At 62.4% G+C, this 12,993-nt stretch carries 11 protein-coding genes; 5 read left to right on the forward strand and 6 right to left on the reverse strand.

Annotated elements, in window-relative coordinates; translation table 11 throughout:
• Positions 1–149 precede the first annotated feature (149 nt).
• A complete protein-coding gene (locus tag BLW21_RS12965; RefSeq protein ID WP_092740690.1) occupies positions 150–896 on the reverse strand; it encodes a porin family protein in 747 nt (248 codons plus the stop codon).
• Between the two features lie 492 nt (positions 897–1,388).
• Here BLW21_RS12965 and BLW21_RS12970 point away from each other — a divergent pair, with 492 nt between their 5' ends.
• The 4 genes from BLW21_RS12970 to BLW21_RS12985 all read left to right on the forward strand — a co-directional run bounded on the left by BLW21_RS12970 (position 1,389) and on the right by BLW21_RS12985 (position 5,715).
• Positions 1,389–2,309 (forward strand): prephenate dehydratase, encoded by a 921-nt coding sequence (locus BLW21_RS12970; RefSeq protein ID WP_092740692.1) that lies wholly within the window; start codon positions 1,389–1,391, stop codon positions 2,307–2,309.
• 58 nt (positions 2,310–2,367) lie between these two features.
• Complete coding sequence (locus tag BLW21_RS12975) at positions 2,368–3,528, forward strand: pyridoxal phosphate-dependent aminotransferase (protein ID WP_092740694.1); 1,161 nt, start codon at positions 2,368–2,370, stop codon at positions 3,526–3,528.
• 175 nt (positions 3,529–3,703) lie between these two features.
• Positions 3,704–4,549 carry a prephenate dehydrogenase gene (locus tag BLW21_RS12980; protein ID WP_092740696.1) on the forward strand — a complete coding sequence of 282 codons (846 nt, stop codon included), beginning with the start codon at positions 3,704–3,706 and terminating at the stop codon, positions 4,547–4,549.
• Positions 4,550–4,629: 80 nt separating this feature from the next.
• Positions 4,630–5,715 carry a chorismate mutase gene (locus tag BLW21_RS12985; RefSeq protein ID WP_092740698.1) on the forward strand — a complete coding sequence of 362 codons (1,086 nt, stop codon included), beginning with the start codon at positions 4,630–4,632 and terminating at the stop codon, positions 5,713–5,715.
• Between the two features lie 49 nt (positions 5,716–5,764).
• Here BLW21_RS12985 and BLW21_RS12990 read toward each other — a convergent pair whose 3' ends face one another.
• Entirely contained in the window at positions 5,765–6,961 is a 1,197-nt protein-coding gene (locus BLW21_RS12990; RefSeq protein ID WP_092740700.1) for a tetratricopeptide repeat protein, read from the reverse strand.
• Positions 6,962–7,118: 157 nt separating this feature from the next.
• Here BLW21_RS12990 and BLW21_RS12995 point away from each other — a divergent pair, with 157 nt between their 5' ends.
• Positions 7,119–8,489, forward strand: coding sequence for a lysophospholipid acyltransferase family protein (locus BLW21_RS12995; RefSeq protein WP_175470960.1), 1,371 nt, complete (start codon positions 7,119–7,121; stop codon positions 8,487–8,489).
• Here the strand turns inward: BLW21_RS12995 and BLW21_RS13000 are convergent.
• The 4 genes from BLW21_RS13000 to BLW21_RS13015 all read right to left on the reverse strand — a co-directional run bounded on the left by BLW21_RS13000 (position 8,486) and on the right by BLW21_RS13015 (position 12,791).
• The gene (locus BLW21_RS13000; RefSeq protein WP_092740704.1) at positions 8,486–8,776 is read right to left on the reverse strand and encodes a hypothetical protein; all 291 of its coding nucleotides are present in this window, start codon (positions 8,774–8,776) and stop codon (positions 8,486–8,488) included. The two genes, BLW21_RS12995 and BLW21_RS13000, sit on opposite strands and share 4 nt — an antisense overlap.
• Positions 8,777–9,008: 232 nt before the next feature.
• Positions 9,009–9,269: a hypothetical protein gene (locus tag BLW21_RS13005; protein ID WP_092740706.1), complete on the reverse strand. Its 261-nt coding sequence runs from the start codon at positions 9,267–9,269 to the stop codon at positions 9,009–9,011.
• A 143-nt stretch (positions 9,270–9,412) separates the two neighbouring features.
• Entirely contained in the window at positions 9,413–10,996 is a 1,584-nt protein-coding gene (locus tag BLW21_RS13010; protein ID WP_092740708.1) for a DUF1501 domain-containing protein, read from the reverse strand.
• Positions 10,997–11,051: 55 nt separating this feature from the next.
• Positions 11,052–12,791 carry a DUF1800 domain-containing protein gene (locus tag BLW21_RS13015; RefSeq protein WP_092740710.1) on the reverse strand — a complete coding sequence of 580 codons (1,740 nt, stop codon included), beginning with the start codon at positions 12,789–12,791 and terminating at the stop codon, positions 11,052–11,054.
• Positions 12,792–12,993 lie beyond the last annotated feature (202 nt).

A 12,993-nucleotide genomic window follows, 5' to 3' on the forward strand; every position in this document is an offset into this window, starting at 1 on the left:
CAGACGGCGGACGCAGCGAGTTGCAGCTCCTGTGTTGCTCACGCCGCCGGGCCGCCTTCGGTTTTTTTATGAGAAGTTAGATAATAGAGGTGAGCAGTGAGCTAGACGAAGCCCTTGGGCAACCCCAGCACATGTCTCACCTCTTATTTCTAAAACGAGTAGTTCAGCGAAGCCTTGATGACGCGGTTCTGGGCGTCGAAGTTGTTGTTTTTGTCGAGCGAAGACAGGCCGTAGTCGTAGCCGGCGCTCAGGCCGAAGCCGTTCTGGAACTGGTAGCCCAGGCCGCCCACTACGGCAAAGTCTACGGTCCGCAGCTGGTCTTTCACGTCGAAATCGGTTTTGAACGCCGAGAAACCCAGGGCGCTGGCCTGCACGCGGGCCTTGCCCGAAAGTAGCACCGAAGCCTGGGGCCCAGCGTACACGTAAAGCCCGTCGGTGATGTAGGCCTTGGCCAATACCGGAATATCGAGGTAGGCCAGGCGGGCCGTAGCGTCGAGCTTGGCATTGAGGAAGTTGAACTGTTCGAGCGGAATGCGGCCGTTCAGCTTAACGCCCTTCTCGGAGTAGCCCAGGCCGGGCTCGATGGCAAAGCGTGGGCCGAGCGGCAGCGTGGCATACAGGCCGGCATAGAAGCCCGGTTTCATTTGCTTGGTAACGGCCCCGTTGGTGTAATCCGCCAGGTCGGTGAAGGTATTCACGGCATCGCCCGACAGATCGGCCACGTTTACGCCGGCCCGGATGCCGAATTTTACGCCGTCGGTGGCCGACGACGGGGAGGAATAGGACGACGCAGGCCGGGCCGGTACGCGGCGCACCTGCGCTTCGGCAGCGGTGGCAAAACCGGAAACAAGGAGAGTGGCGGCGGCGAGGCGAGCGAAGAGCTGAGCAGTAGTCATGAGCGGAAAGTATTGGAAAGAAAGGGCTGAGAGGGTATTAAGCAGGACCGTATGGCAAAACCGTGCCAGACTATTGGCTGGCCGTGCTGCTCCGCGCGGGCTTCTGCCAGGCTCAGCCCAAAGGCATTGGCTATAAGGCCGTATGGTGAAGCAGGGTGGTTGGACCGAGGTGGCCATTGCCGACCAGTTTGGTAGTGTCACCCTTCTAATTGACTACCGTTCGTTAGGATTTTTTTAAGCTCCGAATTTGGAATTGCCAGTTTGCCTCTCCACCTTGCCGCCACTAAAACGCCTCGTTGCCCCCATGCTTCAGTCTGCCGTTCGCTTTTATTTCAGCTTTTATTTCTACTGCCTCCCCAGCAGTCGAGCGGCCGTTCTGTAGTATTTCGATTCGAAATTTTCAGCGCCTCCCGACACTTTCGGGAGGCGCTTTTTTTGTGCCCGTAGCCAAGCGTTTCAAACACCAGATTGCCCATTTTACCACCTCACCTCATGGTTGCTATTCAAGGTTTCGAAGGCTGTTTCCACCAGATTGCGGCCCGCCGGTACTTCGGGGCGGCGGTGGCCGTGCAGCCGTGCGCCACCTTCGGCCAGCTGGTGGCGGCTGTGGCCGAGGGGGTGGTAGCGGCCGGGGTGATAGCCATCGAAAACTCGCTGGCCGGTAGTATTCTGCCCAACTATGCGCTGCTGCGCCGGGCCGGGCTGCGCATCACGGGCGAGGTGTACCTGCCCATCCGCCAGCACCTGCTGGGCCTGCCCGGCCAGACGCTGGCCGAGGTGCGCGAGGTGCATTCGCATCCCATGGCCCTGCTGCAGTGCGCCGATTTTCTGGGCCGCCACCCGCACTGGCAACTCGTCGAAACCCAGGATACGGCCCTGAGTGCGCGCCATCTGCGCGAGCGGCCCCAGCCAGGGCGGGCCGCGGTGGCTGGCGAGCTGGCCGCCGAGCTATTCGGGCTCGATATCCTGGCGCCCGATATCCAGACTGAGCCCCATAACTACACTCGCTTCCTGGTGCTGCATCGGGCGGCCGCCGCGCCTTTCGAGCCCCGGCCCAACAAAGCCTCGCTGTATTTCGAAGCGCCAAATGTGCCCGGAGGCCTTGCACAGGTGCTTACGGCAGTGGCGGCGCAGGGCGTGAACCTCTCGAAGCTGCAGTCGTGTCCCCGGCCGGGCCGCACCTGGCACTACTATTTTCACGCCGACCTCGAGTTCGATGAGCCAGCCCAGCTCGCGGCCACTCTCGCGGCCCTGGTCCCGCTCACCGATAGCCTGCAGGTGCTGGGCACCTACTGCCGGGGGGCTATGGAACTTGGGATGCGTGAGGGAGCCACTCTTGTGCTGAGCGCATCGGAACGGCCGCAGAATGCCATAGTCGCTACCCCAAAAATCGTTGTGCCAGAGCTGCGTTGAGCCGACTCTGGGCTCAACGCAATTCACTGTTCGTTCCAACCGCTAAAATACCGCCCAGATGCAAGTCGCCAGCCGCCTGCAGCATACTCAGGAATATTACTTTTCGCAGAAGCTGCGCGAAATTGCCGCGCTTAATCAGTTAGGAGAGCCCGTGATTAACCTGGGAATCGGCTCGCCTGACTTGCCGCCCCACCCGCACGTGGTGGCGGCCCTGACGGACGCCGCCCAGCGGCCGGACGCCCATGCCTACCAGAGCTACCAGGGCGTGCCCGCCCTGCGGCAGGCCATGGCCGGCTGGTACCAGCGCCAGTATGGCGTAACGCTCGATCCGGCCACCGAAATACTGCCCTTGCTGGGCTCCAAGGAAGGCATTATGCATATAAGCATGACCTTTCTGGAGGCTGGCGACGAGGTGCTGCTGCCCAACCCCGGCTATCCGGCCTACCGCGCCGCCGCCCAGCTCAGCGGCGCCACCCCCCACGACTACGACCTGACGGCCGAAACCAACTGGCTGCCCGACCTGGAGGCGCTGGCCCGCCAGGACTTGCGCCGGGTGAAGATTATGTGGGTCAACTACCCGCACATGCCCACCGGCACCCCGCCGCCGCCGGGCTTCTTCGAGCGGCTGGTGGCGTTTGCCAGGGACCATGATATTCTGTTGGTTCACGATAACCCTTACAGCTTCATTCTTAATGAGCGGCCTGCGCAAAGCCTGCTGGCCGTAGCCGGGGCCCGCGAGGTGGTGCTGGAGCTGAACTCGCTCAGTAAGTCGCACAACCTGGCGGGCTGGCGGGTGGGGCTGCTGGCCGGCCGCGCCGACTTGCTGCAGCAGGTGCTGCGCTTTAAAAGCAACCTCGACTCGGGCATGTTTCTGCCGGTGCAGCTGGCGGCCGTGGCGGCTCTGGGCCTGGACGACAGCTGGCAGCACGAGCTGAATGCCCGGTATGCCGCCCGCCGCGAGCTGGTGCTGGAGCTGTTGGCGCAGCTCGGCTGCTACCCCACACCGGGCCAGGTGGGCCTGTTTGTGTGGGCCGCCGTGCCGCCCGAATACGCCGACGGCTACGCCCTAAGCGACGCGCTGTTGCACCAAGCCCGCGTGTTTCTGACACCCGGCGGCATCTTCGGCAGCAACGGCAACGGCTACATTCGCGTGAGTTTATGCCAGCCGCCCGAAGTGCTGCAAGCGGCGCTGAAACGGGTGCAGGCCGTGAGCTGGTAAGCAGCGGAAAGAAAGCCGATGTCATGCGGAGCGCAGCCGAAGCATCTCTACCGCTTCGTTGCCAAACCAACCAAACGTCAGGATTAGCACTGCAGTAGATATGCTTCGGCTCCGCTCAGCATGACACTGGAGGTTGTTACTTTTCCACATCACGCACATTCTAGACAGTAAAAACATGGTTGTCAGCATCATTGGAATTGGGTTGATTGGCGGCTCACTGGCCCTTAGCCTGCGCGAAACCGGGCTGGCCCACCACATTATCGGCCTCGACCACAACCCGCAGAACCTGGCGCAGGCCCTAGCGCTGGGGCTGATTAATGAGTCAACCCATGACCTGGCCGAGGCTGTTGACCGGGCCGATTTAGTGGTGGTGGCGGTGCCCATGGATGCTATGCTCACGGTGCTGCCCCAGGTGCTCGATGCGGCCACCGACCGGCAGGTAGTTATTGATGTGGGCTCGACTAAGGAGCTGCTGCTGCGCCAGGTAGCCGGTCACGCCAACCGGGCCCGCTTTGTGGCGGTGCATCCTATGGCAGGCACCGAGCACTCGGGGCCCGAAGCAGCGGTGCCGAAGCTGTTTGAGGGTAAAACGCTGGTGGTGTGCGATGCGGCCGCCAGTGCGCCCGATGCGCTGGCGCGGGTGGAGGCCGTATTTAGGCGCTTGGCCATGCAACTGACGTATATGTCGGCCGCCGCCCACGACCTGCACGCTGCGTACGTGTCGCACATCTCGCACATCAGCTCGTTTGCTTTGGCGCTTACGGTGTTGCAGAAAGAGCAAAGCGAACAGCAGATATTCGCCCTGGCCAGCGGCGGTTTCGAATCGACGGTGCGGCTGGCCAAAAGCTCGCCCGCTATGTGGGTGCCCATCTTCCGCCAAAACCGCGACAATGTGCTGGATGTAGTAGATGAGCACCTGCGCCAGCTCCAGCACCTGCGCGACCTGCTGGCCGACGGCAACGACGCCGGCCTCTATGAGCAAATCGAGCAGGCCAACCGGATTAGGAAAATTCTAAAATGAGGAGATAGGGAGGGGGACGCGCCGTCATGCTGAGCCCCGTCCCATCTCCCAAATAACCAACACACTCATTCCCCGAACTCATGCCCCATACTGAAGCCCAAACGGCTGCTGCCACCAACTTTCCCGGTAAAAAGCCGCTGATTATTTCCGGGCCATGCTCGGCCGAAACTGAAGAACAGCTGCTGGCTACCTGCACGCAGCTGGCTGCCACTGGCCGGGTTGATATGCTGCGGGCAGGCATCTGGAAGCCGCGCACCAAGCCGGGTATGTTCGAGGGTATTGGCACCAAAGGGTTGCCGTGGCTACAGAAGGCCCGGCAGCTCACGGGCCTGCCAACTACCGTGGAGGTAGCCACGCCCAAGCACGTAGAAGATGCGCTGGCCTTTGAGGTAGATGTGCTCTGGATTGGGGCCCGCACCACGGTAAATCCCTTTTCGGTGCAAGCTTTGGCCGATGCGCTGCGCGGCGTGCAGGTGCCGGTGTTTATCAAAAACCCGGTTCATCCCGATCTGGAGCTGTGGCTGGGAGCGGTGGAGCGCCTCGCCAAGGCCGGGGTGCAGAATATTGGTTTGATTCATCGGGGATTCGCCAGCTACGGCAACACCGAGTACCGCAACGCGCCCATGTGGCATCTGCCTATCGAAATGCGGCGCCGCCTGCCCGATTTGCCGCTCATCTGCGACCCCAGCCACATCTGTGGCAACCGCACGGGCCTGGCCGCCGTGGCCCAGCAGTCCATCGACCTGGGCTTCGACGGCCTGATGCTCGAATCGCACATCGACCCCGACAATGCCTGGTCCGATGCCAAGCAGCAGGTAACCCCGCAGCGTCTGGCCGAACTGCTCGACGGCCTGATATGGCGCCAGGAAACCACCGACCAGCAGGAGTTCCTGACGGTACTGGCCCAACTGCGCGAGCAAATCAACCAGCTCGACGATGAAATTCTGCACTTGCTGGGCCGCCGCATGCAGGTGGCCGAAAGCATCGGCCGCTACAAAAAGGAAAATGACATCACGATCCTGCAAACCAGTCGCTGGAACGAAATTCTGGAGCGCGGCATCCGCAAAGGCGACCAGCTGGGCCTCACGGCCGACTTCATCCGCAAGTATTTCGACGCCGTGCATCTCGAATCCATCAACCGGCAGAACAGCGTGATGAACAAGTGAGTGGGTGGCTCGGTGCAAGAGTAAGTTGCCGTTCGAGAGGCCGGTTAGCTCAGGGCGCCGGAGTTCCTATGGCCGGCTGGCTGGGCTTCGGTTTCTGACTGTGCTGCTTGTTGGGAACGGTGCTTTTGCCCGAGCTGGGTTTCGGGCTTTTAGCAGCAGATGCGGGCTGCGCGGAAGTTGCCGGGCGCGCTTTGGTTGTAGTTGGGGTGTTGGCAGCCGGCGCTTTTTTTGGGGTTTTGCCTGCCGCGGACTTTCCTTGCGCGGGTTCAGCCTTTTTGGGCTTGGCCTCCGCTGCCTCCTTCGGCTTAGCCTCCTGCTGGGCAGTTTCGTCGCTCATCGTTTCTCCATCCGCTGCGTCGGCATTGGTGGGGGGCAGTGGCGCGGCGGCGGGCACTGCCGAGGCCCCCGAATCCCCACGGCTGGTCTGGCTGATTCGTTCCTCAATTTCCTTCAGCAGAAAGCCGGCATCCTCTTTATGGTGGGCATCGGGGAAGTACTGCTGGGCGCGGCGGGCATGGTCGCGGGCTTTTTCCAGCTCCCGGAGCTCCAGCATCACGAAAGCCATGTTCAGGTGCGCCGTGGGGTTGCGGGGACGTAGCTCCAACGACCGCTCGAAGGGCGCAATGCTGGCCTGAAACCGGCCCAGACGCTGGTAGGCATAGCCCAGGGCAAAGTAAGAAAGGTAGTCGCCTTGGCCGTGGGCGTGGGCCTGCTGGTACTCGGTAATGGTGCGCAGAAATACCTCGTCTTCGCCGATGCCCTCCTCGGCGCAGTCGCACTGCTGCACTGTGTAATAATAATCGCCCAGGGCGCGGGCGAGGCGGTAGTTATCGGGGTAGCGGCGCTGCAGCTGCTCCAGCACCTGCCGCACCGCAAACCGGTAGCGCAGGCTGTCGTGGCCCAGTTGGCGCAGGCTGTCGGGGGCCAGGTCGAGCAGCTTCAGGTCGCGGAAGGCGAAGCGCGTAAGCTGGTCGGTGGCGGTGTAGTAGCGCAGGGCTAAATCGGCCTTCTCAATGGCAATGGCCGGGTCGGCGTTGCGTGCATCGAGCTGGGCCAGCAGCCGCCAGGCACTGTCGTAGCGGCGTTCCAGCACCAGTTGCCGGGCCTGGCGCAGTGTGGCCGCCGGGGCTGGGGCCGCAGGTGCGGCGGGGCCGAGCGTGTCGGGGGCCAGGGTCTGGGCACGGGTAGCCGCCGGCCGCATCAGGCCACCAACACACAGCAGAAGAAGGAGCAGCAGGCGGTTCATGAAACGTAAAGATGCGCGACCCTGCGCAAACCAGCGCCCGCGTCAGCTGAAAAGTCTGAATACAACGAATAATGGTTTGGTGGCCACCGCTGGCGGCCGCACCTTCGTTCCGGAACCCGCCACCGGTTTCCGCCCAAAATCTGCTTTTCTTGTAGCTATGCTTTTCTACACCGTTATGAAGCCCCTGGTGCAGGTGGCGTTGCGCGTATTCTTTCGCCGGCTCGAAGTACGCCACCGCGAGCGGCTGCAAGGGGCCGGCCCGCTGCTTATTGCCAGCAACCACCCCAATACGCTCATGGACCCCTTGGTGGCCGCCATTAACCGCCGCCAGCCCATTGCGTTTCTGGCCAAAAGCACGTTTTTTCAGAATCCGATTCTGCGGGCCATTATGGAGTCGGGCAATTCCATTCCCATCTACCGCCGCCAGGACCTCGACACCGGCGCCGAAACACTGACGCCCGCTCAGCTCGAAGCCCAGAACGAAAAGGCGTTCGGGCGCTGCTACGACTACTTCGACCGGGGCGGGACCATCATGATTTTCCCCGAGGGCACCAGCGTATCGGAGCGGCGGCTGCGGCCGCTTAAAACCGGGGCCGCCCGCATTGCTCTCGGAGCCGAGGCCCGCCGCAATTTCCAGCTGGGGTTGCGCATTCTGCCCTTGGGCATCAACTACTTCGACCCCCAACGCTTTCGTTCCGACGTTTTCATCAACCTGGCCGAGCCTATTTGCGTGGCCGATTACGCCGCGCAGTACCGCGAGAACCCCGAGGCTGCCGCTGAGGCCCTCACCGAGGAAATCCGGACCCGCCTGGAGGCCCACCTCGTCATCACCGTTTCCGATGAAGAAGACGAGCTGATAACCCAGGTGGAGCGCACTTTCGGCCAGCACCTGATTCAGGACGATGAGGAAACACTCTACGACAACTTTCTGCTCAGCCGCACGCTGCTGAAGGCCGGCCGCTACTTCGAGCAGCACGAGCCGGCGCGCCTGCTGGAGGTGCGCCAGCGCCTGCATGCCTACCTGCAGCAGCTCCAGCAGCTAGGCCTGACCGACGATGCCCTGGCCGCCCGCGGTCCGTCCAGCCACCGCGGCCGTCGGGCCGCGGTGGCCGCGGGGCGCCTGCTGCTGGGCCTGCCAGTATACGTTTATGGGTTAATCAGCAGCTACTTGCCCTACATTATTCCGTCGTGGGTGGCGCGCCGCGCTACCAGCGAGGTCGAGTTTGTGGCGCCCATTATGCTGACGGTGGGCATGCTTTCATTCACCGGCTTCTACTTAGGCCAGACGGCGCTGGTACACCACTTTACCCAGGACTGGCGCTGGACGCTGCTCTACTTCCTAAGCCTACCGGTATCGGGCTTTTACGCCCTGGGCTACGCCGGTACACTGCACGAGCGGCGGCGGCGGCTACGGGCCCTGCGCCTGTTCGACAGCCAACGCCCCACCATGGAGGCATTGCTGCGCCAGCGCGCCACCCTGCTGCGGCTGCTGCGCGAAGCCCGCGAGGCCTACCTGGCGCGGCGCTAAAGCAGGCCGTTGCCGGTAGGTTTCGGTTCCTCGCGCAATAGCTCGTTGTGCAGCATAGCCTCGGCGTAGGGCGTGAGCTTCTTTTTCTTTATTGCTCGCCGCTGCTGCCAGGTAAGTTTGGTGTCGGCCGCCGGGGTGCGCGCGGCCTGGGCAGTGCCGACGGGATGATTGGTTGTGGACTTAACGCCCGGCTCGGCAGTGGGGCGGGCAGTTGGCTGCTGGGCATGGGCTGGGGTTGCCAGCGCGGTAGCTCCTGCCAGCAGGAGCAGCGACATGAACGTTTTCATAAGCGAGGAAGCCTAATAATAAGATCAGCAGGCGGATTGAGAGCAGCTCAGTCTACTTGAAGTGAGAACTCTGATATGCGCCTGAAGCAAGTATTTATATTGCTTTTACAATTATAGGGATAAATGTTTATTGATAAAACTATATTTATACTAGTGGGTCATGAAAAAGCCTCTTCCCATCGGAAAGAGGCTTTGTTTCTGACTTTAGTCAGGGCCTGTTAAGGCACCGCGGCTATTCGTCGTCGTTATCTTCAAGGATCTGGGCTGTTTTCGACACGGCAACTACTGCCACGCTGGCCAGTACGGCAATACCCACAATAATCTGGACGGGCGTGAAGCGCTGCGAAATTTTGCGCAACAGCGAGCTGCCGTGCTTCACCATATCCTCGAAGTGCTCCTGCTCGCCCCGAAACACCCGGTAACCGCTTTCCAGCGCATTGATGATGTCTTCGGGTACGATTTTGTCGATGTCGGTAGTGAGTTGGTTGCTCATAAGAGAAAGGGCAGAATCAGCTGAAAAAAGAAGTAGGGAGCGGCCCGAATGGGCAGCCTGCGAATCTGTACGCATGGCAGCCGATTTTGATACCTGCTCCGGCAAAAGAAAGCACTACGGACGGGTTTGCCGGCGTGCCATTTCTACTCCAAAGCCAGCAACAGGCTGCTGCTACGCTGGCCTTCGCGCACTTGGCAGTAGTAAGCTCCGGCGGCCAGACCGCTTAAATCGAGTGGTAGATGGCGCGGGCCGGCGGTTACGGTCCGGTCGAGGGCGCGGCGCACTTCGCGGCCCACGGTGTCGAGCAGCAGCACCTGCACGTGGCCGCCCTGGGCCTCAAACTCGGCGGTGGCCCGGCCCTCACGCACGGGGTTGGGCCACACCCGAAAGCCTGGCACGTTGAGCGCCGCCGGGTGGGTGCCCGTCACTACTTCGGGCCGGATAACCGGCACGTAGGGAAATGCCCCGCCCGCCGAGGGTAGTAGCGCATCCAAAGTAGCCTGCGGTACCTTAAACCAGTCTTTGAGTACGCTGGCGTAAATGGCCCGAAAGTCGAATTGCATCGGTACCTGGTCGTTGACGGCGGCGCTGGCGGGCAGCTGCGGGTTGGTGCCATGGATGCGCGGGTTCACGCTGCTGCCGAACACGAACAGCGGGGCGGCCGCGCCATGGTCGGTTCCATTGCCCGAGTTGGACTTGATGCGCCGCCCGAACTCGGAAAACGTGAGGCCTACCACCCGATCCTGCACCCGCAGCAGGCCCAAGTCGTCCTGGAAAGCCGCAATTGCCTCCGATACCTTGCCCAGCAGCGTGGCGTGGGTGCCGGTGGTAGGGTCGCCGGCCACTACCTGGCTCACGTGGGTATCGAAGCCGCCGAGGTTGCAGACGTACACCCGGGTCTGGAGGCCGCCGGCCACCAGCTGGGCCACTATTTTGAGCTGGTCGGCCAAAGCGTTTTTGCCGGCGGCCGGGTAGAGGGCGGAAAGGTTTTTGGCCTTGACCGCCGCCGTCTGAATGGCCGTGGTGTACACCTGGGTTTGCTGCACCACGCGCCGGATAAACGTTATTTCGTGGCCGGCCGGGGTGTTGGGAGCCGTATCGACCGAGCCGGTGAGCAGCTGGTAGAACGAGCTGGTGCTGGCAATGGCCATGCCCATGTTCACGCTGGGGCCCTGCACGCAGTTGCTCACCACCGAGCCGATGCTGATGGCCAGCGGGTCGGGGTTCTGGGCGCTGGGGTAGCCGGTAGGGTAGCCCCCAAACTCGCTGTCGAGGTAGCGCCCGGCCCAGCCCGAGGTGATGGTCACGTTCGAGTCGGAGGCCGAAGTCCAGATGTCGGTGGCCCGAAAGTGGCTGAAGTTGGGGTTGGGGTAGCCCACGGCCTGCACTAGCCCCAGCTGCTGGTTGTCGAACAGGTTCTTGAGGCCCGTCATGGCCGGGTGCAGGCCGGTGGCCGCGTTCAGGCGCAGGGCGGCGGCTTCGGGAATGGCAATGTTGGCCCGCGCGTTCATCAGGGCCGAATACTGGTCGAGGGGCAGCACGGTATTGAGGCCGTCGTTGCCGCCATTCAGCTGCACCAGCACCAGTACCCGGTCGGTTTGGGTGGCTCCGCCGGTGAGGGCGTAGAGCTCGGGCGAAAACCCGTAAGCCCCCAGGGGCAGGCCACCGAGCAGCGTCGGCACCACCGCGGCCGCAGCCGTCGTCTGAATAAAATGTCGGCGTTGCATGGGGCTGGAATTTGGGAGATTGAGAGCTGAATGACGCTTTTTTGACCCTAAGACACTACGAAATATGGTACTCGGCCAGGCCCATCAGCTGGCGGGTGAGGGCACGGAGCTTGGTGTCGACGGCTGCTTTTTTGGTTGCATTGGTGGGGGCGGCCAGGTAGGCATTCCACTCCACGGTCCACTCGAAGTCGGGCAGGCCGGGGATGAGCGTGTCGTTGAGGAACGCCAGCTGGTTGGCCGTCAGCTCCACCGGCACCAGCAGCCGCACCAGCTCCCCGACGAGCAGGTTCGGGTCGGCGGCAGTGGCAGTGGGCAGGGCCTGCACCCAGCCTACGATGTCGGTGAGCAGCTTGTAGTTGCCGCCGGTGTAGTAGCGCGTGTAGCCCTTGGCATCGATGAGCTGGTCGGTGTACTGATTGCGCCGGGGCAATGTCACGGCGTTTATCCACATTTCGTAGAACTCGGGCGTCTGCCAGTAGGCAGGCCAGCCGGCTACGTTGGGCGGGTCGCCGAGCTTTTGCTGCATCACGGTGGCACGATCGACCAGCCAGTCCCACACGCCGTACTGGGCCAGCACATCGGAAGCCGGCGGCAGGCTCACGGGGAGCTGCCGGGCGGCACTCAGCACGGCATCGAGGGGGCTCTTAATCACGCAGCCCACGTTCTGTACATCGAAAAAGTGCTGGCTGCCCAGCAGCTTGCGCAGCACCGGGGCCACGTTGTAGCCGTTCTGCCGCAAATCGGCCGCCAGGGGCTGGATGATGGTCTGCTCAGTGTCGGCATCAATCACGTAGTAGACGAACCAGCGGTAGAGCTTGCGCACCAGAAACAGGGCCGTGCTGGGCTGGTCGAATACCAGATCCACCAGTGCCTTGTACTCCTGGTCGCCCTGGTTGGTAATGGTTTTGTTGCCGAACGCGGCACTGAACTGCTTGGTGGTTTTATCGTGGCGCGAGTCGGTGTAGAAGCCGTTGATATTGTCGCGCGAATCCTGCCAGCCGGTAAGCACTTTGGCGGCGGCCTGCACATCGGCTTCGGTGTAGGTAGTGTAGTTGCCGGCGCCAATCAGCGGGCCTTTGCCCACCGTAAATAGCTCCAGCAGCTCGCGGCCGTAGTTTTCGTTGGGGGCGCCCACCCGGTTCTGGTTGCCGCCCAGGTAGCGCAGCATCATCGGCTCGATGGTTACGTCTTTGGCCAGCTGCCTGATATTGCCGAGGGCCGCACGGCGCAGCAGCGCCACGTAGCGGTAGGCGTAGCGGCTCTCAAACACGTCGTCGAACTCGGCCACGAAGTGGTTGTGCCAGAACAGCGTCATCTTCTCCGTCAGCGTCGGGCTCTGCAGTTGCTGGCCCATCCACCAGGCCCGCAGGCTCCGCAGCCGCCAGTATTCAAAGTCGTTGTTGAACGGGGCCGTTACCCAGCTCTGGCCCACCGGCACGCTGGTATCGTTCTGAAAGCCATTGACGGGCGGCGCGGGCGTGGCCGGCACCGCCAACAGGCCATCGAGCACCTGAGCCAGCGACTTGCCGGCCGCAGCGAGTATCTCGGCCCGGGTGGGCCCGAACGTAGCGCGCCGCAGCAGGTGGGCCGCCTGCGCCGCGCCCCAGGGGCCGGTGTAGGCGGCCAGGGTGCCGGTGGCGCGGGCCGTATCGGGCAGGGCCCGGTTGGCAAACTTACTGACGGTTTCCTCCTCGCCGGAGGCCGCGCCCGGTGCGGTTTGGGCGGGCAGAAAGTCCAACTCTGCCGCAGCCGCAGGTCCGGCCACAGATTTGCGAAAAAAGGCGCGGCGGTCCATAAAGCAGGCGAGTTGGTGAAACAGGAAGAACGGAGTAAGCGGCTGTGAAGAAGCGAAGTAAGTATCGAACAGGCAAGAGGCCGAGCTCCTGTTTCAATAGCGAATATAGAATATAGGGTAATTTTCTTGGTGCGCTGCTACGCAGCCGGGGTAAAGTGCTGTAAAAGATTATGGTTAAACGGGTTGGGGGCGAGCTGCTCTC

The sequence above is a fragment of the Hymenobacter psychrophilus genome (genome assembly GCF_900107135.1).
Taxonomy (GTDB): Bacteria; Bacteroidota; Bacteroidia; order Cytophagales; family Hymenobacteraceae; genus Hymenobacter; species Hymenobacter psychrophilus.